General features: G+C 62.8%; 30 protein-coding genes and 1 tRNA gene. 24 read left to right on the forward strand and 7 right to left on the reverse strand.

Translation table 11 applies throughout. The annotated features are described in order from the left end of the window. Window positions 1-132 precede the first annotated feature (132 nt). On the reverse strand, window positions 133-1,590 hold the full coding sequence (locus tag V6F88_RS20275; RefSeq protein WP_332611763.1) for a phospholipase D-like domain-containing protein: 1,458 nt from the start codon (window positions 1,588-1,590) through the stop codon (window positions 133-135). Between the two features lie 173 nt (window positions 1,591-1,763). On the opposite strand from V6F88_RS20275, the gene V6F88_RS20280 reads away from it, so the two are divergent. Next, window positions 1,764-1,839 (forward strand) — tRNA-His (locus V6F88_RS20280). Between the two features lie 25 nt (window positions 1,840-1,864). Here the strand turns inward: V6F88_RS20280 and V6F88_RS20285 are convergent. After that, window positions 1,865-2,395, reverse strand: coding sequence for a hypothetical protein (locus tag V6F88_RS20285; RefSeq protein WP_332611764.1), 531 nt, complete (start codon window positions 2,393-2,395; stop codon window positions 1,865-1,867). Window positions 2,396-2,602: 207 nt separating this feature from the next. Here V6F88_RS20285 and V6F88_RS20290 point away from each other — a divergent pair, with 207 nt between their 5' ends. From V6F88_RS20290 to rz1, 5 genes are read left to right on the forward strand one after another with little or no spacing between them, the layout of a single operon-like run. Then, window positions 2,603-2,851 carry a phage baseplate plug family protein gene (locus tag V6F88_RS20290; RefSeq protein ID WP_332611765.1) on the forward strand — a complete coding sequence of 83 codons (249 nt, stop codon included), beginning with the start codon at window positions 2,603-2,605 and terminating at the stop codon, window positions 2,849-2,851. Further along, complete coding sequence (locus V6F88_RS20295; protein ID WP_332611767.1) at window positions 2,844-3,668, forward strand: baseplate hub protein; 825 nt, start codon at window positions 2,844-2,846, stop codon at window positions 3,666-3,668. Before V6F88_RS20290 ends, V6F88_RS20295 begins: the two co-directional genes overlap by 8 nt. After that, window positions 3,653-4,360, forward strand: a complete 708-nt coding sequence (locus V6F88_RS20300; RefSeq protein WP_332611768.1) for a Gp138 family membrane-puncturing spike protein — start codon at window positions 3,653-3,655, stop codon at window positions 4,358-4,360. The genes V6F88_RS20295 and V6F88_RS20300 overlap by 16 nt, the downstream gene beginning before the upstream one ends. Beyond that, a complete protein-coding gene (locus V6F88_RS20305; protein WP_332611769.1) occupies window positions 4,357-4,701 on the forward strand; it encodes a hypothetical protein in 345 nt (114 codons plus the stop codon). Before V6F88_RS20300 ends, V6F88_RS20305 begins: the two co-directional genes overlap by 4 nt. Next, entirely contained in the window at window positions 4,694-5,962 is a 1,269-nt protein-coding gene (gene rz1, locus V6F88_RS20310) for a lysis system o-spanin lipoprotein Rz1 (RefSeq protein WP_332611771.1), read from the forward strand. Before V6F88_RS20305 ends, rz1 begins: the two co-directional genes overlap by 8 nt. A gap of 34 nt (window positions 5,963-5,996) precedes the next feature. Here the strand turns inward: rz1 and V6F88_RS20315 are convergent, their stop codons facing one another. Next, entirely contained in the window at window positions 5,997-6,821 is an 825-nt protein-coding gene (locus V6F88_RS20315; RefSeq protein ID WP_332611773.1) for a phytanoyl-CoA dioxygenase family protein, read from the reverse strand. A gap of 95 nt (window positions 6,822-6,916) precedes the next feature. Here V6F88_RS20315 and V6F88_RS20320 point away from each other — a divergent pair, with 95 nt between their 5' ends. Further along, window positions 6,917-8,428: a glycosyltransferase family 61 protein gene (locus tag V6F88_RS20320; protein WP_332611774.1), complete on the forward strand. Its 1,512-nt coding sequence runs from the start codon at window positions 6,917-6,919 to the stop codon at window positions 8,426-8,428. Here V6F88_RS20320 and V6F88_RS20325 read toward each other — a convergent pair. Both V6F88_RS20325 and V6F88_RS20330 read right to left on the reverse strand, forming a co-directional pair. Continuing rightward, a complete protein-coding gene (locus V6F88_RS20325; RefSeq protein ID WP_332611775.1) occupies window positions 8,425-8,718 on the reverse strand; it encodes a hypothetical protein in 294 nt (97 codons plus the stop codon). The genes V6F88_RS20320 and V6F88_RS20325 overlap by 4 nt on opposite strands. Window positions 8,719-8,766: 48 nt before the next feature. Next, complete coding sequence (locus V6F88_RS20330; protein WP_332611777.1) at window positions 8,767-9,432, reverse strand: SOS response-associated peptidase; 666 nt, start codon at window positions 9,430-9,432, stop codon at window positions 8,767-8,769. Window positions 9,433-9,492: 60 nt separating this feature from the next. Here V6F88_RS20330 and V6F88_RS20335 point away from each other — a divergent pair, with 60 nt between their 5' ends. Both V6F88_RS20335 and V6F88_RS20340 read left to right on the forward strand, forming a co-directional pair. Beyond that, complete coding sequence (locus tag V6F88_RS20335; RefSeq protein WP_332611779.1) at window positions 9,493-9,747, forward strand: hypothetical protein; 255 nt, start codon at window positions 9,493-9,495, stop codon at window positions 9,745-9,747. A gap of 632 nt (window positions 9,748-10,379) precedes the next feature. Beyond that, a complete protein-coding gene (locus V6F88_RS20340) occupies window positions 10,380-11,408 on the forward strand; it encodes an SDR family oxidoreductase (RefSeq protein WP_332611780.1) in 1,029 nt (342 codons plus the stop codon). A gap of 337 nt (window positions 11,409-11,745) precedes the next feature. On the opposite strand, the gene V6F88_RS20345 is transcribed toward V6F88_RS20340, so the two are convergent. Together V6F88_RS20345 and V6F88_RS20350 are read right to left on the reverse strand one after the other, a co-directional pair. Next, window positions 11,746-12,588: an MBL fold metallo-hydrolase gene (locus V6F88_RS20345; protein ID WP_332611781.1), complete on the reverse strand. Its 843-nt coding sequence runs from the start codon at window positions 12,586-12,588 to the stop codon at window positions 11,746-11,748. Window positions 12,589-13,409: 821 nt separating this feature from the next. Then, a complete protein-coding gene (locus V6F88_RS20350) occupies window positions 13,410-14,483 on the reverse strand; it encodes a S24 family peptidase (protein WP_332611782.1) in 1,074 nt (357 codons plus the stop codon). 71 nt (window positions 14,484-14,554) lie between these two features. On the opposite strand from V6F88_RS20350, the gene V6F88_RS20355 reads away from it, so the two are divergent. From V6F88_RS20355 to V6F88_RS20425, 15 genes are all read left to right on the forward strand, one after another. Further along, window positions 14,555-14,794 carry a transcriptional regulator gene (locus V6F88_RS20355; RefSeq protein WP_332611784.1) on the forward strand — a complete coding sequence of 80 codons (240 nt, stop codon included), beginning with the start codon at window positions 14,555-14,557 and terminating at the stop codon, window positions 14,792-14,794. After that, window positions 14,791-15,636, forward strand: a complete 846-nt coding sequence (locus V6F88_RS20360; protein WP_332611786.1) for a YdaU family protein — start codon at window positions 14,791-14,793, stop codon at window positions 15,634-15,636. The genes V6F88_RS20355 and V6F88_RS20360 overlap by 4 nt, the downstream gene beginning before the upstream one ends. After that, the gene (locus V6F88_RS20365) at window positions 15,623-16,306 is read left to right on the forward strand and encodes a hypothetical protein (protein WP_332611787.1); all 684 of its coding nucleotides are present in this window, start codon (window positions 15,623-15,625) and stop codon (window positions 16,304-16,306) included. The genes V6F88_RS20360 and V6F88_RS20365 overlap by 14 nt, the downstream gene beginning before the upstream one ends. A 127-nt stretch (window positions 16,307-16,433) precedes the next feature. After that, on the forward strand, window positions 16,434-16,844 hold the full coding sequence (locus V6F88_RS20370; RefSeq protein ID WP_332611788.1) for a hypothetical protein: 411 nt from the start codon (window positions 16,434-16,436) through the stop codon (window positions 16,842-16,844). Further along, window positions 16,841-17,122: a hypothetical protein gene (locus V6F88_RS20375; protein WP_332611790.1), complete on the forward strand. Its 282-nt coding sequence runs from the start codon at window positions 16,841-16,843 to the stop codon at window positions 17,120-17,122. Before V6F88_RS20370 ends, V6F88_RS20375 begins: the two co-directional genes overlap by 4 nt. A gap of 89 nt (window positions 17,123-17,211) precedes the next feature. Further along, complete coding sequence (locus V6F88_RS20380) at window positions 17,212-17,748, forward strand: phage neck terminator protein (protein ID WP_332611792.1); 537 nt, start codon at window positions 17,212-17,214, stop codon at window positions 17,746-17,748. 64 nt (window positions 17,749-17,812) lie between these two features. Further along, complete coding sequence (locus V6F88_RS20385) at window positions 17,813-19,171, forward strand: DUF3383 family protein (protein ID WP_332611794.1); 1,359 nt, start codon at window positions 17,813-17,815, stop codon at window positions 19,169-19,171. 13 nt (window positions 19,172-19,184) lie between these two features. Next, complete coding sequence (locus tag V6F88_RS20390; RefSeq protein ID WP_332611796.1) at window positions 19,185-19,613, forward strand: phage structural protein; 429 nt, start codon at window positions 19,185-19,187, stop codon at window positions 19,611-19,613. Continuing rightward, window positions 19,613-20,098, forward strand: a complete 486-nt coding sequence (locus tag V6F88_RS20395) for a phage tail assembly chaperone (RefSeq protein ID WP_332611798.1) — start codon at window positions 19,613-19,615, stop codon at window positions 20,096-20,098. The genes V6F88_RS20390 and V6F88_RS20395 overlap by 1 nt, the downstream gene beginning before the upstream one ends. A 148-nt stretch (window positions 20,099-20,246) precedes the next feature. Next, complete coding sequence (locus V6F88_RS20400) at window positions 20,247-22,634, forward strand: tape measure protein (protein WP_332611799.1); 2,388 nt, start codon at window positions 20,247-20,249, stop codon at window positions 22,632-22,634. An 8-nt stretch (window positions 22,635-22,642) separates the two neighbouring features. Next, window positions 22,643-23,230 carry a phage baseplate protein gene (locus V6F88_RS20405; RefSeq protein WP_332611801.1) on the forward strand — a complete coding sequence of 196 codons (588 nt, stop codon included), beginning with the start codon at window positions 22,643-22,645 and terminating at the stop codon, window positions 23,228-23,230. Then, complete coding sequence (locus V6F88_RS20410) at window positions 23,227-23,559, forward strand: phage baseplate plug family protein (RefSeq protein WP_332611802.1); 333 nt, start codon at window positions 23,227-23,229, stop codon at window positions 23,557-23,559. The genes V6F88_RS20405 and V6F88_RS20410 overlap by 4 nt, the downstream gene beginning before the upstream one ends. Further along, window positions 23,546-24,496, forward strand: coding sequence for a phage protein (locus V6F88_RS20415; protein ID WP_332611804.1), 951 nt, complete (start codon window positions 23,546-23,548; stop codon window positions 24,494-24,496). The genes V6F88_RS20410 and V6F88_RS20415 overlap by 14 nt, the downstream gene beginning before the upstream one ends. Then, window positions 24,493-25,188 (forward strand): Gp138 family membrane-puncturing spike protein, encoded by a 696-nt coding sequence (locus tag V6F88_RS20420; RefSeq protein ID WP_332611805.1) that lies wholly within the window; start codon window positions 24,493-24,495, stop codon window positions 25,186-25,188. The genes V6F88_RS20415 and V6F88_RS20420 overlap by 4 nt, the downstream gene beginning before the upstream one ends. Then, window positions 25,188-25,556, forward strand: a complete 369-nt coding sequence (locus V6F88_RS20425; RefSeq protein WP_332611807.1) for a hypothetical protein — start codon at window positions 25,188-25,190, stop codon at window positions 25,554-25,556. The genes V6F88_RS20420 and V6F88_RS20425 overlap by 1 nt, the downstream gene beginning before the upstream one ends. Window positions 25,557-25,564 lie beyond the last annotated feature (8 nt).

Genomic DNA, 25,564 nt, shown 5'->3' on the forward strand with positions numbered 1-25,564 from the left:
AAGGTTCGGCGGTGTTGTGGTTGGCGCGTGGTGGTGGCGCGGGGTGGTGGCGTGTGTTGTTGACGCGTGTGGTTGAGGCGTGTGGTTGAAGCGTGTTGTTGACGCGTGTTGTTGACGCGTGTTGTCGAAGCGTCACAAATACGGGGTAGCCAGCCAGATGACCTTGTTGCGCAACCGTTTGGCAAACGGCGCTTGGGCCAGCGTATCCAGCGTTTCCGCCTTGGCATGATCAATTAGCGTATCGATGCGCTTGCCGATCCAGCGCGCCACGCCGGGGTCATAGATTTCGGTGTCCAGCTCGAAATTCAAGCGCAGGCTGCGCGGGTCCAGGTTCGACGAGCCGACGTAGGCCCAGGCGTCGTCCACCGTCATCAGCTTGGAGTGGTCGAATGTGCCCACCGCCCGCCACACGTGGCAGCCCGTGCGCACGACCTGGTCCAGTTGCGCCGACATGGCGTAGTCCACCAGCCGCAGATTGTTCTTGTCGGGGATGACGATGTCTACGCGGATGCCGCGCCGCGCCGCGGTAGCCAGCGCGCCGATCAACGTCTGGTCAGGCAGGAAATAGGGCGACTGGATGCGCACGTGATGCTGCGCCACCGCCAGCGCGCCCAGCAGCATATTGTGCGAGCTGCCCAGCGCGCGGTCCGGGCCCGACGGTACGCAGCGCATCGGCACGTTGCCGGTGGGCGGCAGCGCGTGGGGGTCGAACCACGGGCGCGCGGGCAACGATTCGCGCGTGGTGAAATTCCAGTCGTGCGCGAACACCGACATCAGCTGCGTCACGATCGGCCCTTCGATGCGGAAATGCGTGTCGTGGTTGACGGCCTTGCCCGCCAGCGCCGTGACAAACGCCGCCCGCACGTTCATGCCTCCGGAAAAGCCCACGCGTCCATCGATGACCAACACTTTGCGGTGGCTGCGCAGATTGGCATAGGGCATGCGCAGCACGCCCAGCGGATTCGTCATGAAGCGCGCCACGGGCACGCCGCCGCGCGCCAGCATCCGCACGATGGGCGGGCGCGAATACTTGGACCCGATGGCGTCGATCAACACGCGCACCTGCACGCCGCGCCCCTGCGCCTCGATCAGCGCCTCGGCCATCTCGCGGCCGATCTCATCGTTATCGAAGATATAGCTTTGCATCGCGATGGCGCTACGCGCCCCGCGTATGGCTTGCATCATGGCCGGATAGGCTTCGTCCCCGCCGTCCAGCGGCTGCACCGCGTTGCCGCCCAACAACCGAAACCGGCTGACGCGATCCCCCAGTATTTTTAGCGACGCAAACTGCGGTCCGGACACCGCCGTCACATCCACCGGCAGGGTATCGACCTGCTCGGCATCCACCACCATGGTCTCGTCACGTTGCTGCGACACCCGCGTCTTGCGGATCCGGTTGATGCCGGCCACAAAATAGAACAAGGCGCCAAACAACGGAGAAAACAGCGCCATCCCCACCCACCCGATCGCCGCCCGCACATCCTGCTTGGTCATCGCGGCATGCACCGCCGCGCCCGTCCCCGCCACGATGCTGATGGCAAAGACCAGATGAGGCCAGTAATCGATCAAAATTGCGTGTATGCGATCCATAGCAATGACGTGAAAACCAGCCTTGGAAAGTGAGCCATGCGGAAGAATAGCAAGGTGCGTGGTATTGGCAATGGAAAGGCAAAAGGGGGCTTTTGACACGCCGAAAAAATATGCTATAGTTCGGCCTCTTCGTTGTTGAGCTTCTTTTGAAGCACGGCAAAGAAGCACCAGAGGTGGCTGTAGCTCAGTTGGTAGAGTCCCGGATTGTGATTCCGGTTGTCGTGGGTTCGAGCCCCATCAGCCACCCCAAGAATTCCCCTTACATTACAGACGCTTAGGCGTCTGTTTTGCTTTCTCGGGGAGATTCCGGGGAGAAATCGCCGTTTCTAGGCGGCTCATCTCTAGGTCCCTTCAGGGAAATCGCGGAATGCCATCTCCCCATCTCGTCCCCGTTGTCGTTCTCGATCTCCAGGTGAGGCAGTATCCATCGCCACCGCGCTGCTTGTGCCGCCTCCTCGGCTACAGGGGCGCTTGCCAGGGCGGCACGGGCTTCTTTCCACAAAGGGCGGGCGTATTTATCCAGCCGGTTGTACGCGTCTTCCTGGTTTTGATACTCCGAAGACTTGTATTTGTCCCATTGGCCCAACAGAGCGGCCAGCGCCGCACGTACCCGCTCATCGCCCGCCTGCACGCCCTCCGCGCGCAGCTTGGACAGCGCTTCGACCACCGTTTGCCATTCCTCAGTGCCGCGCGGATCGTAATCACGCTCTTTCCTCGCGTCCTGGTATCCAGCTTTGTAAAGCGCATCCGCCATCGAATAGGGGTTAACCCCACGGCCAGGCTGGGCGGCGTTGTTCTCAGTCATATGCACCTCATGCTTTCTTCGATGAAGATTTGCGCTTGCTGCGCGTTGATCGCGTTGCCGTAGGCGCGCAGTCGTCCCACTCGGGCGGGAGCGCCATGAGCCAGCGGGGATGTGCCGGGCTCAACTGGCCGCCACTTTCCATCCCGGCAGAGCAGCCAGTCAGCAGGCCGCCATCGCAGCGACATCCGCCGCGCCCGCACGCTCTGCATGTCCTTGCTCGAAGAGTTGGAAACGGAGACGGGCGACATTGACCTGTTCCGCGAGCTGGGGGACACCGATCTGATTTTGGGCCAGAGAATTATCGCGGAATATCCCATCCTGCCGTACCGCTACCTCAGTCAGCAGGGCAACTTCGCCATCCTGACCCGGGACGGCGAATTGCCATGGTGGGAAGAGTTCGGGCGGTCGCAGTCGATGATTTACCTGGAACCGGCGGAGGTCGGCATCGATGATTGACCTACGCGCTATCCGGATCGGGATCGAGGTATCCGGCCGGATGAACTACTACAGCGCCGCGGATGGCATGCGGATCAAGGCCAGCGGCACGAAGTACGCCAACGCCACGCAGAACGAATGCAGCGTGACCATTTCGAACCTGCGCCGCGAGACGCGTGACTTCCTGCTGACCGAAACGAGCCCGTTCAACAAGAACCGGACGCCGAAGCGGCTGATCGTGGAAGTGGGGCGCGTCTCCACAGGGCTATTCAAGGTCTACACGGGCGACATCATCAGCGCGGAGCCGAGCAGCCCGCCGGACGTGGACATCGTCCTGAAGTCCAAGACGGGCAACGCGGCAAACGGGGTGGTGGTGTCCAAGAGCGCGCAGGCGACTTCGAAGCTGTCGGCGATCGCCGCGGCTGTGGCCACGGACATCGGCGCCACTCTCGTTTTTCAGGCGCTGGACAAGCTTATCGGGAACTACACCTATACCGGCGGCGCGCTGGGCCAGGTCAACCGGTTGGCCGAGGCCGGCGGGGTGCGGGCGTTCGTCGACGACACCCGGCTGATCGTGCAGGACTTCGACAAGGCCGTCAGCGGCCGGGTCAAGATCTTGAGCATGAGCAGCGGCATGGTCGGAATCCCAAAGGCGACGGAGAAGGGCGTGGAGGCGACCTACCTGATCGACGGCGAGTCGGTCCTGGGCGGCACGTTGCGCCTGGATAGCAAGTTCAACAGGTCGCTCAACGGCGACTACAAGATCGATCAACTGAAGTTCGACGTGGCAAGCCACGAAGATCCATTTTTCTATCAAGCGACATGCAGCCGACTGTAGTCCCCGATATCGACGGCGCCGACGATGGAAGCATGGCGGGCGTCCTGAAATCCTGGATCCGCGCGTTCATCCGCGAGAACCTGGACGACATGCTGCCAGCCCAGGTCGTCTCCTATGACGACGCCGCCAATCGGGCGGTGGTCAAGCCACTGATCATGGTCGGTACGACGGACGGGCAGAAGATCTCGCGCGGCAGCATCCCGAACATCCCGGTGTTTCGCTTCGGCGGCGGGGGCTTCTTCATGCGGTTCCCCATCAAGCCAGGTGACTTCGGGTGGCTCAAGGCGAACGACCGGGATGTGTCGCTGATGTTCCAACGCGGCGGCCGAGAGGATTGGCCGAACACCGAGCGGCTGCATTCGTTCCCGGACGCGATGTTCTTTCCGGACACGATCAAGGATTGGGCCATCGACGGCGAGAACGCTGACGCGCTTGTCCTGCAGTCCATGGATGGCACGGTCTGCATTTCGTTGCACGCAGGCGAAGTACGCATCAAGGCGCCCAAGGCGAAGGTTGAGATACCTGTGACGGAGTGGATCGGGAACATCGAATTCAAGGGCAATGTGGTCACCAGCGGCGGGAATGTTGCGATGTCGGGCGGCACGCTGACGCACGACGGCAAGAACATCGGCAGCACGCACACGCATAGTGGCGTGCAGACCGGTAGCGGTAACTCGGGAGGCCCGAATTGATCTCTTTCCAAACGGACGACGACAACGACTTCGTGACACTTCCCAATGGAAATCTGGCCATGGTGACGGATCGCCAGGCCGTGGCCCAGGAAGCCAAGCATTTCGCGGCCACGGCGCGCGCGGAGATGATCCACGCCTATGACGAGGGCATTCCGTTTCTGCGGGAGGCGTTCAGCAAACAGCCGAACTTGGCGCAGTTCGAAGCATCCTTGCGGCGTCGGCTGCTCGGTACGCCGGACGTCACGGGCATCGTGAGCCTGACAACCCAAATAGAAGGCGAGACGCTGAAGTACACGGCGACGCTCCAAACCACATACGGCACGGTAACGATCAATGGCTGATTACAGTTTCATCGCAAACCGCGGCGTCATCGTCGTGGATACGGCCACCACGCGCGCCCAGGTGGAAGCCGAATTTCGGGCTGTGTTCGGCGCCGACATGCCGACCGACCCGGCGACGCCCCAGGGCATGCTCATAACGCGCATTACCGAAGAGCGCGACGCGATCGCCCGGAACAACGCCGAGTTAGCCAACCAGATCAACCCGAATCTGGCCGGTGGGGTGTTCCTGGACTCGCTCATCGCGCTGACCGGGGGCAGGCGCCGTAGCAGCGTGCGGTCTCTGATCGTCGGCGCGGTGCTGGGCGGTGTCCCAGGAACCAACGTTCCGGCCGGCTCAATCGCTGAGACGGCGCAGGGTGAGCAGTTCGAGATTGTGACGACTGTCGTCTTGGACTCGGCCGGTACCGCGTCGGGCAACCTCCGAGCCCTGCAGGATGGGGAAATCGTGGTGCCTCCTGGCGGTTTGAATACCGTGGCCTCCAGCGTCTTGGGGTGGGAGACCATCACCAATCCGATCGCAGCGATTCCGGGCCAGGTGGAGGAGAACGACGTGCTGTTGCGGCGCCGGCGCGCGCAGACGCTGGCGCTACAGACAACGTCGATCAATGAGGCCATCGTGTCACGCCTTTACAGCATTGAGGCCGTGCGCTCCTGCTACTACCTGGAGAACTATGCCGACGTCGACCAGGTCATCGACGGCATTCCCATGCGCAAACACAGCATTTGGGCGTGCGTAGAGGGCGGGACGGATCCGGAAGTCGCCCAGGCGCTTTTCGAGACCAAGACCGTCGGCGGGGGATACAACGGCGCAGTGGTTGTCCAGGTTCCGGATCCGGTGAACGGCCGACTCTACGAGGTCAAGTTTGACCGGCCCGAGGAGATCGCCCTGTTGATCCGAGTGACCGTGCGGGGCAGCGCGCTGGACGTCCAGCAGTTGATTCCTGACTTGGTCATGAACTACGTCAATGGCGACATCGAGGGTGACGTGAGCTTTGTAGTCGGCAGCGATGTCTCAACCTTTGAGATCGCCAGCGCTATTAACCAGCAGGAGCCGACTATCTTCGTGAAGAAGGTAGAGCTGTCGGTGGTTGGCTCAGGCGTGGGCGCCAGCGGCTGCACGTCGCTGCCACCTGCCCCCCCGCCAGCAGTGGAGTGCCTAAAGCCGGAACCGCCGCCCGCCTGGGTGATGGAGCCCGCGCAGAACTTGATCCCGCTGCTAGATCGGATTATTTCGCCCTCCGGGCGGGAATCCGGCGACTGACTGCACAGTTGGCGGCTTGTCAGGGGTACCAGCGCTAGGTGGCGCTGCTAAGTCGTAATTCCAGCGCAACGCGGGTTGTATCTTCCGCCATGTTCTTCGCACACCCGTGTATCAAGAGCGGTGAGAAAATCAGGGCTTCGCCTTCGCCCACCTTGGCTCTAGTCATAGCCTTCTCACCGTCCCATTCCACAATCGCCGGAACTCGGTAGGGTTTTCCGTTCAGGAGTGCGCCGGCTGGAGTGCGCTTGATTTTGTCTTCTGGAAGCAAGTGGCTTCCCGCTACAACCGGAAGTGCGGATTTTTCCGAGACTCCCGCAATGGGGACCCAGAGGTTCACCGTCCGTTGCCAAACCGGCAGGTATCCATCCTTGTGCGGCGGGTTGTAGTCTTCTGACTGAGGACGGTTGATGCGCACGATCAAGAAAGCGTCTATGTCGCTGGAGGCATTGTTTGCAGACTTGAGGGGGTGGCCGATTGATTCGGACACTTTGCGAATAAACGATTCAAAGTCGAACTTGAAGTGAGGCATGCGTAGCTCGCGGGTCACTTCAATGATCTTCTGATGCAGGGAATCGTCACCTGCGACGAACTTGTGATAGTCCGCCAATCGGAAGTCGTCGGGTGCTTCTACGCCGTTAAGGCGCAACAAATCGCGCACCTTTTCAGTGACTTCGGCAGAAATTTCTTTGAATTCTGCGTCAGACAGCAAGGTCTCCACTGTGTATCCCGTGCTGTACCATTCCGTACCACCAAGGATATCCTGCTCGGCGTGAGCCAAAACCACTGGGTCACCGAATTGCGGTGCGGCTCCCCCTAGTTGGAAACTGATTTCGTCGTTGTCCACGATAACGCTGTACAAGTCTGCTCCTTGGATATGGATGTTCATCATCGTTTACGATGACCGGCGATTTTTTACAACCGTGTAGTTTACACACCGGGCTTAGGGAGCATTTGATGTTGCGCAAAATCCGTCGCGCAATTGCTACGGCGATCAACACAGTGGATAAGAGGTTTTATATCAGGGAATACCCTGATGTTGGGGCTTCCGGTATGGACGCTGCAGACCACTACAAAAGACACGGAGCCGAAGAGGGGCGTTTCCCCAATGGTTTCGTAAAAGCGCACAGAATGAGGCGCGAGCGCTTCATCGTTCCGAGAACGAAGCCGAAGCCTTACACCTTCGAATCTCCAAACGCGGCCAGGGACGGTTTGTTTTATCTAGCTCGCAGTCAGCCGGCTCGCAAGCTCGAGAAGGCAATGCTCTCTGTCCTTCCAGACTTTAGCGGCCACTCCATCGTTGCCCAAGTCGTAAAGCTTGTGAACGTTTCCAAGGTCGGTGTTATTGACCGCATAGAAGCCGCTTCTTCCCACACGTTCAGGGAGCCGGCGGTGTATGGAGAAACGGTTCAAAGACCTATCCGGACCGTTGAAACGCCGTCAACTTGGATCGCTCAGGTTCTGGGCGCGAGAATTATTGGTGGCTTCCAGGTAGTGAAAGGCAATCAGCTCGTGATTTATGAACCGGCCGCGGACCTCAGGAAGGGCTTTGTGGCTGGCGTGTGGCAGTGCGTTTCTTCTATCAACAAGAGTCCCGACCGGGCGATTGTTTGGTTCGAATATGATCGGGTTGTGCGTCTCCCTGAGGCCGTTTTGATCAGCGGCAGATGTAGCCCGAACTATTTCCATTGGCTGATCGAATATTTGACCCGACTAAGACCGGTAATGCGTCGACTCGGAGAATCCCGTCCGCCGCTTCTGATCGACGCAGACATGTACCCGCAAGAGTTTGAGTCACTAAAGGTGGTGGCCGGGGATTGGCCGATACACCTCGTCGGAAAAAGGACGCTGCTTGAGGTCGAGAAATTGCATATTCCTTCGATCCCGACCTTTCATCCAGATTGGATGGATGTACCATTTTGGGCTGGATCTGCACTAAATCCGGAGTCGTTGAGGTTCCTCCGCGATCGCGCTTATGCGGCTGCCGGCTTGACTGAAGGTAGCGCCTTCACCGGGCGCCGAATCTATATCGCACGGCGACAAGGACGCAATATCCTAAACGCTCCTGATGTCGAAAGGGCGTTGGAATCCATGGGGTTTGAAGCCGTAGACACAGGGCAAATGGGATTTCTGGATCAGGTGAAGCTCTTCGCATCAGCCGAGTTTATTGTTGGGGCAATGGGCGCCGGCTTCACAAATGCAATTTTCTGCGACCGCAGGTGCAAGATGGTCGCGATGGGCTCGCCGTTCGGAAAGCGGTTTTCGATGCAATCCAATCTTGCCTCATTTGCTGGCGCTGACTACCTGGTGGTAGCTGGCGAGCATGAAAAGTACACGCCAGGGGCGGAAGAAAACAATCGTGACCTGAATTTGTTGATGGAGTCCTTCAGCGTGTCGATTGATGATCTGGTTGGAGCGGTTCAGGTAATGACCCGGCGTCTCGAAAAGGGATCTTCACATCTCACCTAGCGCGGTGCCATGCCCTTGCGCAGCTTGTTCGGGGCTTCCATCAGATCCTGCACGTCCTGGTCCCGCTCGATCACACAGGGCTCCGCGCGCAGCGCTTCCATAAACTCGTCGTACAGGTCCGCCGTGGTCCCGGCCGGGCGTTTGAAGTCGTCCGATAGCTGGTAGGCGCGCAGCAGGCTGGAGCGTAGGCGCTTGACCTCCCACAGTAGGACGATCACGTCGGTGTTCCACGGCTGCCGCTCACGGATGGCGCGCAGGTCGTTGTGGGAAAGGGGCGATTTGAACGGCATAGCTGAAAACACTGGTTGAACATCCAGTATATTCCAGCGATATCGGGGTCACTTCATCGGCGTGGCGACGAGCTTGTCAGAGGGGAATGGGGCCGGGAAGTCACGGCTGTCGGCTGCTGGCGCTGTGAGCCAGTCGCCATAGGCGACTTCGGGCAGGATGACGACCATCCGCTTTTCCTTGCCCGCCTGGTGGTAGTCACGGAAGAGCGGGTCATCATCCGCATTGATGGTCAGCATGGTGTAGCTCTCTTGCCACTGGCCGGTCGCGTCCCGGTACCGATCCCAGAGGCCGGCAATGCCGAGCGGTCCACCATCTGCCCGCGTGAAGCGAGTGGGCACCGCTTTCCCCGAGCGCCAATCAGGTTCGAAGATCGCATCGGCCGGGATGACGCAGTGCTGCGCACGACGCCAGGCGTTGCGGAAAGTGAAGGCATTGGCGACGCGGTCGTCGCGGGCATTGAACGTGGATAGCTTTTCAGCGGCGGCCAGGCCGTCCGGGCCGGTCGATCCTGAGATAAGGCCCCAGCGGCCAAGGACCACTTCCCGCTCAGGCACCGCTTCGTCACCCGCGTCATGCTCCACCGGTCGCCGCACGAACACGCCCTCGTAGCGCGGCCACATGTCGTACTTGCCGATCGCGGCTGTCTTGTCGCGCACGCCGAATTTCTTGAGCAGCAGCTCAGCGTCTTTCAGGGTCTGGTAATGGCTGCACATATTGCCGCCTCAGTGGCTTACACTCATCTGCCTTGTAACCGGAAGGAGAGAGGTTCCGCTATGGATGACGTAAACGACATCGGAAAGATCTTGGGGAAGCGTCAAGAGGCGCTAGATGCGATCAAATGGGACGAAGACGAGCAAGAGTATCAAGTTCCCGCCATGGGCGCTGCCATCACCGTGCCGAAATCTTATCTGGGTACTCCAGAGGGGCAACTTCGACAAATCTTGAGGCTTTTGGAAAAAGGTGCGACCCAGGAAATGGTGTTGGCGTTCGCGCACAAGGTTGGCATGAAAACCGGCGGTCCATTCTAGATTGATCATCGCCATATCTCCGCGTCTTTTCCGGGGAAGAATTCAGGGAAGAATAGGGGAAGCACAGGGGAACGAAAAAATTTGGATTCCTTTGAAATCAAAGGCATAGCTCCCCGTCAAGCCCCCCCGGTTCCCCTACTATCTGGGTTCGAGCCCCATCAGCCACCCCAAAGAATTTGTCAAAAAGGCGCTTAGGATACCCTAAGCGCCTTTTTTGTTTTTGCATTTCCCGGGATTTCAGCGGATGGCTTAGTCCAAACGCGTCTTTAAAAATTCCTACGACTGTGGAAAGATTCAATCGATTGTGTCATTGCACGTGAGGACCCGATGAGAGATAGCCAGCAGCCTGACAAGGGAAAAGAACGCAAACCGGAGACGGATATCGTCCGTCCCGACATACCGGTCGACACTGACTTAGAAACCCCGCAAGACACCACCAAGGAAAAATCCCCGAACGACTCGCCCCGCAAGATGCGGTGGCCTGCCGATTTTCCCGCCAAACATTGAACGACGTCGCCGCCCCGGCGGCCCGTCACACACGCCGGCAATCTTCGCCACCCCCGCCTGACCCCGCGGACGCCTTCCGCACCCCCCCATCAGGCATGTCCCTTGCTGGCCTCCCACAGCCGCGCATGTTGCGCGCCGCTGACCGGGAGGCTCACATGTATCAACCCAGATTGAAATTGAAAGCACTGCGTGACCAGGTGATCGTCATCACTGGCGCGGGCAGTGGTATTGGCGCGGCCACGGCCAGGATGGCTGCGAAGCAGGGCGCGAAAGTGGTTTTGGCGGGCAGGCAGGAAGAGGCGTTGACCCGTGTTGCGGACGATATCGTCCAGGCGGGTGGGGCGGCTATTACCGTGGTGGCCGATGTGGGGGTTGCCGAGGATCATGACCGCATCCTGGAACAGGCCGTGCAGCACTACGGGCGGGTCGATACCTGGGTGAACAACGCCGGGGTTTCCATTTTCGGTACGTTGGAACAGGTGCCGGTCGAGGATCAGCGCAAGCTCTTCGATACCGTGTATTGGGGCGTGGTGTATGGCTCGATGGCGGCGGTGCGGCACTTGAAGCAATCGGGCGGCGCCTTGATTAATGTGGGCAGCGAAGTGTCGGATCGCGCGGTGCCGCTGCAAGGTGCCTATTCCGCCGCCAAGCATGCGGTCAAGGGTTTTACCGATGCGCTTCGGATGGAGCTGCGCGAAAGCCAGGCGCCGGTATCCGTCACGTTGATCAAGCCGGCTTCTGTCGCAACCGGGTTTGCCGCGCACGCGCGCAATTACATGGATGTGCAGCCTAACCTGCCGCCGCCGGTATATGCCGCCGACACCGTTGCCGAAGCGATTTTGCACGCGGCGCAGTATCCGACCCGGGATCTCCACGTGGGCAGCGCGTCGCGCGCGATTTCGGCCTTGGGTCAGAATATGCCGACGCTGGCGGACCGCATGACAAGCTGGCTGTTCCGGCATCAGCGTGGTGACATGCCGGCGGGCGGCGGGTCGGATTCGCTGTACGAAGGGGGCGGCGAACATCCGTCGACGCCGCTGCATCCGCGCCGACACAGTGTCTACACGCAACTGGCGATGCACCAACGCACTGTTTTGCTTGCGGCTGTGGTGGCGGCGGGGCTGGCGCTTTGTCTGCCGCGTGGGCGGCGTTGACGCATGGGCTTGGAAGCTGTGCCGCCGTAACGGTAGCCCGTGGAGCGTCTCAGGTCATGGCCCTGGAAAAGTTCTGGGAACTGCGGCCTGAGGCGCGGCCCGGGCGCGCCACGTCCAGCGCCAAACCGAGCACGCCAAACCGAGCACGCCACACCCAGCACGCCACACCGAGCACGCCACACCCAGCACGCCACACCGAGCACGCCAAACCCAGCACGCCAAACCCAGCACGCCAAACCCGGCGGGCCACACCGAGCTCACCATACCAGCGCGCCACACCCCGCAAGCCTTGCGCGGCTTTCACCGCATTCCGTTGGACGGTCCAATACACCGCCGGCTACGCGGGCCGTCCGGCCAGGCGTTGAAATTCCTCGGTGTCGTGCCCCGAAAACACGTCGACTTCGCCGCCTTTCGTGCGGATCAATTCGCGAAGGCGATGCTGGTTGTCCCGGCGCGCCGCGCGGTCGTGGTCCAGCATGTGCTGATACATGCGCAGACCGATCGGGCAGCTGGGCCGGTCCAGCGCCATTTCGTCTGCGTGAAAGTACGCGTCGCCGGCCAGCAGCATCCAGCTGGCGCCTCGGTTGACGGCGATGCCCGCGTGACCCACGGTGTGGCCTCGCAGCGGAATCATTGCAATCTCGGCGGGCAAGCCCACCAAGGGACGCGCCCGCTTGAAGCCGTACCATGATTCGCCGGCGGCTTCGTCGTACACCAGCCAACGATCGCGCGACGACCATTGCTGCGGCCGAAAACGCTGGCGGTCCATCCACGTGCCTTGCCGCTGCGCCACGTCGGCTTCGGCCCGCATCATGTGCACGGTCGCCTGTGGAAAATCGTCGAGCCCGCCTGCGTGATCGAAGTCCAGATGCGTCAGGATGATGTGGCGCACGTCCGATGCAGAAAATCCCAGCGCCTCGATCTGCCGTCGGGCCGTCATGGCGGCTTTCCATTCGGGCTTTACCAAGGCCAGAAAGAACGCGCTTAATCGTGGGCGCGGATGCGCCACGTCCTGCAAGCCCAGGCCGGTATCCAGCAACGCCAACCCGCCCGAATCCAATTCCAGCAAGGCGCAGTGGCAGCACAGCCGCCCGCGCGTGGCCAGCCACGATGACCGGCCGTCCATCAGCCGGCCTCCTGCGGGGCAAGTCGAAATGCAGTTCAGGTGATGCACTTTCATAGGGGGCCTCCTGATCTCAAACCGTCTCGGGGCGCGGCGGACGGACGGTGCCGCTGCGCGGGTCGGACCGCAAACCGCGTGCCGTGCAGGCGAGAGGGAAAGGCGGTGTCGGGCGACGCATCCGAAGCGGCCCTCCGAAGCGGCGGCGTCGGTCAATATTGCAAGCGACGTGTAGGGATCGCACCGGCGCAGGGATCGCACCCGCGCGCGCACGTTGCGACTGTTAAGCGGATAGGAAGATCGCTGACTATTCAAATGGCGCACCTTCGCGCCCGATGCGCGCATCCGCGATGTGCGCCCTGCGGCATGGCGATTGCTGCGTGCCGTTCGTTTATCCCGCGCGCAAGCCGTCAGCGTGCGGGCAACTGAAACGGGGGGACGTGATGGACGAGCCGACACTTCAGAAGCATCAGCCACAGCGGGCGGAGTCCGCGCCACAGCCACAACGGTCGGCGCCACCGCAGCAGGCGTCAGGACGACAGCAGCGGGTGGGACGACAGCATCAAGCAGAGCAACAGCGACCGCCCCTACAGCGGCAACAGCGACAACAGCAACAACAGCAGCAACCGCCGCAACCGCCGCAACCGCCGCAACCGCCGCAACAGCAACAAGCGCCGCAAACCACCCCATCCGCACAACAAGATATCAACCCCGGCGATGACGCCGCGCCGGGCACGCCCGGGACCGGTGAAGTGGATTGCCCTGACTGCTCGGGAAGCGGTCAGGTGAACGACCGACCGTGCCAGACATGCGGCGGCACGGGCAAAGTCGTAAAGGCGGTGGGCGGTGCGTAAAACGGGTGGCTCACTTGCGGACGGGGCTTACAGCAAGCGCTCATCGACCCCATTTCGCAGGTCGTACGGCGACCACAGGATGCGTCCGACGATGCGGACTTCGCAGCCGTCTTCTTTCTCAAGGGCGAAGGGCGCGTAGGCAGGGTTCAACGACTTTGCCAACCAGCCGCCCTCGCGCCCGCGCGTGATGCATTTGACGATCATCTTGCCGCCGTGGTTGATCGCGTAGACCGTGCGTGGGTCGATTTCGCGGGGGTCGATGACGGGGTCCTCGTAGAACAGCATCGGTCCGCCGTTTCGGATGACGGGTTCCATGCTGTCCCCTTGCGCATACACGATCTTCATGCGGCTGATGGGCAGTTTGAACGACTCCAGAAACGAGCGGCGCAACAGGATCTCGCCGATCTCCGTCTCGTGGTAGTTCTCGATGCCAAGCCGGCCGGCAGCCAGGCGCACGTCCAGTTCGGGGATGGGCATGAATTCCTGATCGTTGGCGGAGTACCCGGCATTGGCGACGTGGCCGACGTTGGCGGCCGTGCTGATGCGCAGCGCTTGCATGCGTTCGGCCTGATGCGTGGTGACGCCGTCGGGGTCCCAGGGGGCGGCCGGGATCGGCGCCATGGGGAACTCGTCCGCCACGCTGTCGATACTGGCCAGCGCACCGCGTTTAGGGGCTGGATTCCTGCCCAGACCCGCAGCCCCTTTCGCCTTGACGCCCATCTGGCCCAGCGCCAACAGCAGCGCGCCTTCCAGGCGTTTGACCTGGTCGTCGGCCAACCCATGGATAAGCGATGCCGGCACCGATGGGAACGGCCATTGGGTGTCGGCCGTGGGGGGGGCAAGCGGAGCGGCGGTCGATAGCGACGCGGCCTTTTTAGCCTCAGCGGCTAACCGCGGGCTGATTGCGGCCAGCGTGCAGCCAAATCCTTCGGCGTAGGCCATTGCCGCTTCGATCCCAATAGGACGGCGGCCGGTGATGTGCTGATAAATCATCGCCTGGCCGCCCTTCACGTGGTGGTCGCGAGCAAATGCCGCGCGGTTCACGCCTTCAAAGCGTGCGCGCAGGGCGGCGGCTTCCTCTTCGATAGTCCACATTTTCATATAGCAATGCTATGCAAATAAAACTATAGCATGGCTTGCTAATAAGCTGTAGCGTCGCTATAGTTTTGGTGATGAATCTACCTGATTATTTCAAGCAGGAAGGGGCGCTGACCGCGGCCACGTTCGCCCGGCTGGTGGACGTGTCGCCTGCGCTGGTCTATCAGTGGCGCACCGGCCGCAGGCCCGTGCCGGTCAAGCACTGCGCCTTGATAGAACAAGCCACCGACGGCGCCGTCACCCGGCGCGACTTGCGCCCTTCCGATTGCACTCAAATCTGGCCGGAGCTGGCCGAAGGGATCACGGCGCAATGAACTATTACCCCCACCACATCGGCGACTTCAATAGCGCAACGCGGCACCTGACGCGCATCGAACGTAGCGTCTACCGGGACCTGATCGAGCTTTACTACGACACCGAAGCGCCGCTATCTCAAGAGATCGACAAGCTTTGCCGCTTGCTGATCGCGCGGTCCGACGACGAAAAGACCGCCGTGTTCCAGGTGCTGCACGAATTTTTCGAGGAAACCGAGGAAGGCTGGCGACATGCTCGCTGTGACGCCGAGATCGCGCGTTATCACGGCAACAAGGAAGCCAAGTCCGCAGCCGGTAAAGCCAGCGCGGCCAAGCGCGCACGGCAGGCCGGCACGGCCGGCAGACCGGCTGCGGGGCAACAGCCGTTGAACATCGGTGCAACCAACCAGGAACCACAACCAGAACCACAACCAGAACCACAACCAGAACCAGAACGACCCCACCCCGAATGGACCATTCCGAAAACAGCATCCGTGAGCTCCCGCAAAACTGCCTTTGATGCGATGGATTGTGCGTTGCCGGACTGGCTCGATCGCGCCGATTGGGTCAGCTGGGTGGCGGACCGCAAAGCGCGCAAGAAGCCGATCACACAAGAGGCGGCGCGGCGCCAGTTGCAACAGCTTGCCGGCTACCGGGCCGAAGGCGTGGCGGCGCGCGATGTCATTTCCCACAGTATCGCCAGCGGCTACCTCGGCCTGTTCCCACCCAGAGAAGCGACCCGCACCACGGGCGCGAAGCCATCGCGGCAACGCGCGCAATGGTCGTCGGAATTGCGCAGCGTGCTGGCCGAAGGCCATGTCCGGGGCGAAATCGACATGGGGGTGATCGATGCAAGTCGTTGAATCAACGGTCGGCCTGGGTGCGCTGGTCGTCAACGAAATGCACTTGCTGTATGGCGCCAAGTTCGCGCAGCAATGGGAGGGCCTGACGCCGCGCGAATTGAAAGACTCCTGGAACCAGAAGCTGGCCGGCCTGACCGAAGCGCAAGTGCGGCGCGGGCTCACTGCCTGCCTGACACGGGAATGGCCGCCGACGCTGCCGGAATTCTTGAAGCTTTGCTGCCCGTGGTTGATCCCCGAACTTGCCTATCACGAAGCGGTGCGCGGCGTGTCGGCGCGGCGTCGTGGCGAGGTGGGCGACTGGTCGCATCCGGCGGTGTATTGGGCAGCGGTGGGCGTCAGCACGGTTGACCTGTTGAACAGCAACTTCGGCGCAATCAAAGTCCGATGGGAAAGAACGCTGTCCGAAGAGCTGGCCAAGGGCGCATGGCCCGACATTCCGGCACCGCGCGCGGCGTTGCCCGCGCCGGGACAGACGCTGGCCACGCGTGCCGAAGCCGAGGCCGCGCTGAGAAAAATGGGCGCGGGAAAAATGCTGGCAGCCCGCAGCCGGTCACATCGCGAATGGATCGAACGCTGGGAGGCGCGCATCGCGTCCGGGGGGCATCCCACCAAGGCCATCGCCGACATGTTGATGCACGCCAGGCACACGGCCAAACCGGAGGGCACATGACGATGCGGCGCATGAATGATGGGCCAACGCGCGCGAACGGCGCGCCAGGTAAGGACCGCAAAGCACGGACCGCAAAGCACGGACCGCAAAGCACGGATCGCAAAGTAAGGACCGCAGGACAATGAAAATGAAAAATGCACCGTCGAGACAAGCCGGTTTGCCGCGTTGGGTGGAAGACGAAATTCATAACTGGGCAAGGTCCCAATGGGAAGGCGATTGGCCCGGCCCGCGGCGCATGTTGCACGAGACGCCCGACGTGTGCGAATTTCCGCCGCTGCCCGGGCACGGCGATGACGACGAACCGCTGCGCATTCCCGTGAACCATGAACGCGCGCGCCGCGTGCATGCCCTGTATGAAACGTTGCCGCTTCTGGAACAGCGCGTGGTGCAGGCGGAATACACGCGCCGCGCCGACTACGGGGACTTGCCCGCGCATGGCCGCCAGGACAAGGCATGCCGCGTCATCGGCATCTCGTTGCCGTACTACAAGGTGGCGCTGGGCAACTTCAAGCAAGAGGTCTGGAGGGCCTTCAAATGAAATACGCACACGAAGTCATCGATCTGCTGGCCGCGTATCCGGGCCGCGAATTCAGGATGGCCGAGATCCTGCGGCACGTCAGCCGGGGCATGCCCATGGCGCCGGCCTCGCAAGAAGCAATGCGGCGCGGCGCGCGTCGTGTGCTGGATCATCTGCTGGATGCCGGACACGTGCAGCGCTGCGGCGGCAACACCAAATCCGCCACGTATTCCTGGCAGCAATTGGGACATGCACTTCATAAAAACCATGCCCATTTGGGACCGGATTTGAGACAATAGCCGCGGGGCATTGCGCCCACACGAAATGCAGCCCGCCAACCGATCCGGTTCGCGGGCTTTGTTTTTTTCCGGACCCAACAGTGACCGACATGACGCCTGAAGACGCAATCCTTACGTTGGTGACGGCCGCCGCGGGCGGCGTTCCAGTGTTTCTTTCCGACGATGCGCCGTCGGTTCCCCCGCCGCCTTGCATCGCGCTGGCCGTACGCTGGGTGCAGGCCGGCCCTGCCGAAACCGGCCCGGTCGACGCCGACGGCAATCAGCTGGTGCGTGACCATCGCGATGCCACCGTCGAACTGCGCAGCGTAGGCGCCGCCGCCTATCGCGCCCTGGACAAGATGGGGCTGGCGCTGCGCCATCCCGCTCATGAAGACCGTGCGGAAGCGCTGGGCCTGGCGGTGTTTCACGCCGGCCCCGTGCAGCGCGTGCCACGCGACGGCAACGACGCCACCTCGGGCACAGCGAGCGAGCCGCGGGGCGCGCTTGACCTGGGTATCCGCTACGCGCAGACCGATACGGATGTTGTCGGCCTCATCGAAACGGTGACCGGCAACATCACGACCACGGGCGGGCTGCTGCCTTCCTTTACAACCTCATTTTCCGCGAAGACCGAAGCGACGAATTAACGTTCAAGGTCTTCATCACGCTGTCCCCCCGCCGCCTTTGGGCGGTTTTTTTTTGGAGCCGCAAATGGCAAAAATCGACCGGATCGTCAATGTGGCGATCTCGCTGAACACCACGGCGATCAAGGAGCAGAATTTCTCTGACATCCTGATCCTTGGCGCACACGCGCTGGCCGTCAACCGCGTCATGGCGGTGACCGAGGCCGGCGAGCTGCTGGACATGGGCATCGCCCCGAACGACCCGCTGTACATCGCGGTGCGCGATGCCTTCAAACAGATTCCGACGGTGGCCCGCGTTTTTGTCGGCCGCCGCCAGGTGGATGCATCGCGCATTGCCGTGACGCGCGCCGCCGCGTCGGACTACGCCGTGTCTTTGTCCTGGCGTGAAGCGAATGGCATCGTGCAAAAGGTGGCTGCCAGCGTGGCGGGCGCAGCCGACAGCACGCCGCAGACGCTGGCGACGGCTCTGGCCGCCGCCATCGCCGAGACCGACGCACCGGTGACAGCCACCGCAACCGGCGCCGACGTTGCGGTGACCGCCGATGTGACCGGCCAGGCCGTCGCCATTGCCGTGACGGGCAACCTGGAACTGGCCGCGCCGGTCAGCACCGAAACGCCATCGGCCGCGCTGAACGCGTGCCTGCGCGAGAACGGCGACTGGTACGGCGTATCGCTGGCCAGCCGTGTTGAAGCGGATGTGCTGGACGCCGCCGAATGGGTGGAATCGAACGAGCGCCTGTTCGGCGTATCCAGCGCGCAGGCCGGCATCATCGACGCCGCCGTGTCCAACGACATTGCGTCGCGCTGCCAGCAGAAGCAGTATTTCCGCACGCACGTGTGGTACCACGGCCGGGCCGATAGCGAAGCGTTGGACGCCGCCGTCGCCGCCAACCGCTTCACCTTTTATCCGGGTGGTGAAACCTGGGCCAACACGCGGCTCTCGGGCGTGACCTACGACAGCCTGACCGAAGGCCAGGCGCTGGCCGCGCATGCGAAAAATGCCAACACGTTCGAGCAGATGCGCAACTTTGCCGTGACGCAAAACGGCAAGGTCGCCGCCGGCGAATGGATCGACGTGATCCGTGGCCGCGACTGGCTGGCCGAGCAGGTCAAGATTAACGTGGCATCGCAGCTGATCAACGCCAACGGCAAGGTGCCCTACACCGACGCCGGCATCCAGGTCCTGGTCAACGGCATCCGCCAGGCATTGCTGCTGGGCCAGAGCCGTGGCTTGGTCGCGCCCGACGAAATCGATGACGCGGGCCGCAAGATTCCCGGCTTCGTCATCAACGTGCCGCGCGCGGCCAGCGTGTCGTCCAACGACAAGGCCAACCGCATTCTGCGCGACCTGAGCTTCAGCGCCCGCCTGGCCGGCGCCATCCATGTTGCCGAGATCAAGGGCAACCTCACCTACCAACAACTGTAATCGGGGCATAACCATGTCAGTCAAAACCTACGCACCCAACCAGGTCAAGATCGTGATGGGCGCGCTGCCCATTTCGGGCCTGGCAGAAGACACCTTTGTCACCGTCACGGAGATCGGCGAAGGCATCGCCTCGGTCGTCGGCGTCGACGGCGAGGTGGCGCGGTCGATGTCGCGCGACTCGCGCCTGCGCATCACCTTGACGCTGATGCAGACCAGCGCCAGCAACGCCGCCTTGACCGCGCTGCACCAGGCCGACCGCGCCACCGAGGGCAACGGCGCGGTACCGATTTCCGTGACCGACCTGCGCGGCACGTCGCTGCACGCCTCGGATTCCGCATGGATCGTCAAGATGCCCGACGCGGGCTACGGCGCCAAGGTCGGCAGCCGTGAATGGACGATCGAGACCGGCCCGGCCATCCACGTGATCGGGGGCAATAGCTGATGAGCGCCATCAAGGAAGTAAGCGTCGGATCGACCGTCTTTCGTATTTCACGGTTTGATCCGTTCCGCCAGCTCAAGCTGTTGGGCGACCTGCAAAAAGAAGTGCTGCCGGCCGCCGGATCGATGCTGACCTCGGTGTTCAGCGCGGACGGCGCCGGCGAAGGCCGCGACGAAAACGCGATGCTCAATGCGTTCCGGGAACTGTCGGCCAAGCTGGGCGGCGATGCGCTGGCCGGCTGGGCCGAGCGCCTGATCGACCCGGAGCTGGTCAGCTTCGAACTGGCCGGCCGCGAGCCGCAGAAGCTGACGCCGGCGCACCGGGGCCTGGCGTTTGCGGACTATGCCGAGATCCTGGAGTTGCTGTTCCACATTCTTGAGCACAACTTCGCCGGCCCTTTGGCGCGTTGGGCCGGCCGCTTTGGTCCGGCCCGCGCGACGTTGGCGAGCCTGTCGGGCGGTTCGACGCAGGCTTCGAACGAGAGCTGATCATCTGGCGGCCCATCCTGGCCCGCCATGTCAGCCTGGACGCCGTCAAGCGCGGCGACGTCGATCTGCTGGACATCCTGAAGCTCAACGCGCTGATGGACGCCCAGCAGGCCGCGCAGGCTGCGGCAGATAACAAGGCGAGGTAACGATGATCGTTGTACGAGAGGTGGTGACGCTGCTGCGCTACCAAGTGGATCAATCCGGGCTGTACGCCTATCGGCAGGCGTTCGAGTCGACGTTGCAGGCCATGGTGGCCGCAAGCGTCAGGGCGGGCGCCGCGATGCGCCAGGCGCTGGCGGATGTGTTGCCCGGCGTGCCGAACGCGCCGCAAGCGAAGGCAGGGCCATCGGCAATCGCGCGGATGCCCGGCGCGTGGATGACGATTGCGCAGATGACCGTTGCCCAGATGGCGGTCGGTCGGATGGCCGTTGGCCAGATGGCAAGCCCGCGGACGGCAAACGGCCAAGCCGCAAGGGGTCAAACCGCGAATGGCCAAACTGCTAATGGCCAAACTGCTAATGGCCAAGCCGCAAGCGGCCCGGCCGGACCCAGGCCTCAAGGCATTCCGGCGCCTCGCCAGCACGCCGCGGCGTTGGGCGGTCTGCGCGGTGCCATCCAGCTGACGCTGGGCGCGTCGCCGCTCAAGCGTGTCCTTGGCGACATCGACGCGTGGGTGCAGATCCAGGCGCGCTTGCTGCAAGCAGCCGGATCGGACGGGAACGCAGTGCAAGCCGACCGCGATCTTGCCCGCGTGTCACGCACCAGTGGCACGCCGTATGCCGACAACGTCGACACGTACGCACGGTCGGCGCGTACCTTGCAAGACCACGGACGCACGCGGCAGGAAGCCACCGGCATCACGGAAGCCGTGGCGTTGAGCATGCGCCTGTCGCAAACGCCGGCTCAGAACCGGGACGGCATCGTCACGGCACTGACGAACATGGTCGAGCAAGGCCGGTTGGACCTGGGGCAATTCAACGCCTTGCCCCAGCGCATGCAGGACGCATTGGCCGCAGGGCTCGATCTAAGCCGTGGCCAGCTGCGCGATCAAGTGCAGAGCGGCCAGGTCACGACGGATCGGGCGTTGCCGGCATTGCAATCGCAATTGCCGGCCATGCGCACCGAAGCCGAGGGCGCGCCCGCGTCCATCACGGCAGCAATGACGGTGTTCAACGACGCCATGCAGCGCTACCTGGGGCAGGCCTTGCCGGCGGGTCGCGGCGTGTTGAACGGCGTCGCGACGTCGATCCTGTTTCTGGCCGACCACATCGACGCGGTCGTCAAGCTGCTTGCCCTGATGGGGGCCAGCATTGGGCTGGTCTCGCTGGGCAACGGGCTGCGGCGGGCTAGTGCGGTGTCGGGCGGCCTGTTTCAATCGCTGATCGCGGCGACACGCGCCGCCCTCGGGTTGGATGCCGCGATGGCGCTGCGCGGTGGCCCGGCCGGCGCCATGCGGATGCTGTCGGTGTGGACGCGGTCGATAGCACCCATGCTGCGCATGGCGGCGGTGTTGAGCACGATCTATCTGATCGGTGAAGACATCGCCAGTTGGCTGGCCGGGGGCGAGTCGGTTATGGGCGGCTGGATCGGCGGCGTGGAGGAATGGCAGGACGAGCTTGATGCCGTGTCGTCCGTGCTGACGGTCGTGAAGGACTTGCTGGGCGGTGCGGGCGAGGCGCTGGGGCCGTGGATCCAGCGCTTCGGGTCGATTGCCGTGATGGTCTATGGCCTGTGGCAAATCCTGTCGCCCGTCGGCGGATTCCTGCTGAACCTGGCACGGGTCGTGGTCCCCATGTTGTGGAACGCTTTTGCCATGACACCGATCGGCCGGATCATTTCGCTGATCGGCATGCTGGCCGTCGCGCTGTGGCAAATCTGGGAAAACTGGGACGTCATCAAGGCGTACATCTCGGCATCCTGGGATGCGCTGATGGCGATGGCCATGGACTCGTTTCTGGGGCCGGTCATCGAATACATCGGGGCCATCTGGAAATTCTGGAGCGGTCTGGTCAGCGGCGTGATCGCGGCGTTTACCGGTGACTGGGACGGGGCCATCGCGCATTGGGCGGGCGCCTTCAACGGCTTGTGGACGTTTTTCTCGGACATGGGCGGCCGCATGGTCGCCACTGTCAAGGAGATCGGCCGCGCCATCCAGACCTGGGTGATCGACAAGGCGCGCGCGGCAAAGAACTGGCTCAAGAGCTTGCTACCGGGCCAATCAGGCCCCGACGCCGGCAACCAGGCGTCGGTAATGGACGGCTGGTCGCCGGACGCGGCGCCAAATTGGTTGACGACGGCAAGCAGCGCAGCGGGGCTGGTCGTGCCGCCTGTGTCCGTGATCGGTCCTGTACCGACGCGCATCGGCTCCCCGTTCAGCTTTCAAAGCAGCAACAACTTCGTCGTGAACGTGGCGTCCGGCGATCCTCTGGTGGTGAGAAAAGCGGTTGCGGAAGGCGTGAGCCAGGGGCAGCAACGCAGTCTTCAAGGCCTGCCGCACTGGTACGACCTGACGCCCGGCGTCGAAAGCCCCGGATAGGAGCCCTAATGAACTTTGTTTCCATGATCTTTGGGTGGAACGGCGGCAGCAGCATCGGCACCTTGCCGCTGGATGCGCTGGTCAACGAAACCACCCAGCTCAACAGCCGAACCACGTCATTCGCTGTGGAAGACGGCCCGCCGGTCACCGACCACGTGGGCCAGGAGCCCGAGCAACTGACGCTGACAGGGTGGGTGACTGCCGCCGACATCAGCTTGCTGGGCGGCTTCCGGAGCGCGGCCTTGGGCGCCGGCCGGTCAAAGCTGATCGGCGCCAAGGACGCGCTGCGCAAGATCCATGCGGATCGTCTGCCCATCACCATCACGACGGGGATGGACGTCTACGTGGACTTCGTGATGGAAAGCTGCTCCATCGGCCGCACCAACACGGCGGGCGACCGTTACGAGTTGTCCGCCATGTTCAAGCGCATCCGCAAGGTGACGTTGCGGCAGGCAGACATTCCTCCGGAAAAAACCTCGGGCAGCGCGACAGGCAAGGCCGGGTCGACCAAGGCCAACGCGGGCAAGCAAAGCGGCGTGCCCGCGAGCCCGAAGCAACGCGACACTTTCAACTCGGCAAAGGGTTTGAACCCATGATCCAGATACTCGTACCGGACGCCAACGACAGCCTTATCGAAATGGAGCTGGACGGCATGACGGTGTTCTTGCGGCTGTCCTGGAACAGCGAGGCCCAGCAATGGGTGCTGTCCATCGAGAACGCGTACAACGAGCTGGTCGTTGCCGGCATCGCCGTGGTGCCGGACACGCGCTTGCTGGCGGGCTACCGCCATCTGCCCGTGCCCCCTGGCGAACTGGTGGCCTTGGCGCCGGACCGTCGCGACACCATCAGCCGGTCGGCGCTGCCGTCGGGCGAAGTGGCGTTGCTGTACGTCAACGCGGCAGAGGTGGTTGATGGCAAGGTTTGATCGCGTCTACCGCCTGCTGGTCGGCAAAAGTGGCGCGCGCGGACTGGAAATCATGCCCCCGATGCGCATCACGTTCGATATCGCCAAGACGGCGGCCGAAGAGCCCAACGACGCCAAGATCAGCGTGTACAACCTGGCCGAGCAAACCCGGCGTTCATTGGAAGAGCCCGGCTTGCAATGCGTGCTGTATGCGGGCTATGCCGAAGAGGGCGGCCCCTTGTTGATGGCGTCGGGCAGCATTGTGTTTGCCTATACGCGCTATGGGCCGCCGGACGTCGTGACTGAGTTGACGGTCAAGGACGGCTACATCGAAGTGCGTGATACGGCGGTGTCGATCGGCCTGGGCCCGGGCGCGCGCGCCCGCGAGATCATCCGCGACATTGCACGGCAGATGGGCTTGCCGCTGGTCATGGCCGACGACGTGCCTGACCGTCGTTGGGAGCACGGGTTTTCTTTCTACGGCGCGGCGCGCACCGCGCTGCACAAAGTGACGCAAGGGACCGGGCTGGAATGGTCGATTCAAAACCAGCAATTGCAGGTGGTCCAGCGGCTGGGCACCACGCGGCGCCAAGCCGTTGTGCTGGCCGTGGACAGTGGCCTGCTGGGCCAACCCGAGCGCACGCGGGAAGCGGCCACTGAAAAGGCGAAGTCGAAAGGCAAGGCGTCGGCGCAGGCGGGTGCAAGCGCGCCCGCTGCCCGTGCCGCCGCGGCCAAGCCGGCCAGCGCCCAGCAACAGCGCGACGGCTGGAAGGTCAAGTCGCTGTTGCTGCCCACCATCAGCCCCGGCGACCTGGTCAAGCTGGAAAGCCGGTCCGTCCAGGCGTTTCAACGCGTTGAAACCGTGCGTCATACCGGCGATAGCGAAGCCGGTGATTGGCAAACGGAGTTGACGTTGGTGGATACCCAGGTCGCGCCATCCAAAAAGGAGCAGACATGAGCAATGCGGTAACCCTTATCCGCCGTCTTATCGCCACGGAATTGGCGGATATCTATACGACGCTGCCTGGCGAAGTGGTCGCGTATGACGGCACGTTCGTCACGGCGCGCCCCACGCTGGCCAAGCGGCTGGCCAATGGCGAAGTGCTGTTGCCGCCCCAGGTGGTGCGCGTGCCGGTGTGTTGGCCGGTAGGCGATGTGCACGGCGCGCAGGCGTTGATCTCGGTGCCGCTGGCGCCGGGCGATGCGATCAAGCTGTCTTTTTCCGCCCGTGCATTGGAAAACTGGCTGGGCGGCGATAACGGCCCGCCGGACGATCCGCGCCAGTTCGATTTATCCGACGCGTTCGCCTCGCCGCTGCTGCGGCCGGGCACGATGGCGGCTGACACGCAGAACGTCAGCATCCAGTACGGGCCGGGAACGTTGAAGCTGTCGCCCGCCGGCGACCTGAGCTTTCATGTCAAGACGTGGACGGTGCAGGCGGAACAGACCACCTTCAACACGCCGGTCACGATCAACGGGCCGCTGACCTATACCCAGGGCATGGCGGGCGAGGGCGGCCAGGGCGGTGCGTCGATGCGCATTCGGGGCGGGGTGGCCTATGAAGGCGGCGCGATCACTCATAACGGCACGAATATCGGCGACGCGCACCGTCACCCCTACGCGGGTGGCACGACCCAGGGGCCGCTGTGATGGCACTGGACCTTGCTTTATCTCCCGACCGCGATCTGGACTTGGACCTGCTAGGCCGCGCGTCATTCGTGGATGGCGCCGACCGCATCGCGCAGCAGATCAACACCACCTTGCTCGCCTTCATGGGCGAGTGGTTTCTGGACACCACCTTTGGCGTTCCTTACTTCGAGGACGTCCTGGTGAAGTCTCCCGACCGGTCCGGCATTGAAGCCATCTTCCGAGCCCGCATCCGCGCGGTGCCCGGCGTGACGCAGGTCAGCGCGATGCAACTGCAACTGGAACGCCAGCTGCGCGTGCTACGCGTGACCTACCAGGTCGACACCACCTTCGGACGACTGGAACGCGTGGTCTTGCTTCAAGCGTCTTAACCCCCTTA

Source organism: Achromobacter sp. ESBL13 (assembly GCF_036668755.1).
Taxonomy (GTDB): Bacteria; Pseudomonadota; Gammaproteobacteria; order Burkholderiales; family Burkholderiaceae_B; genus Achromobacter.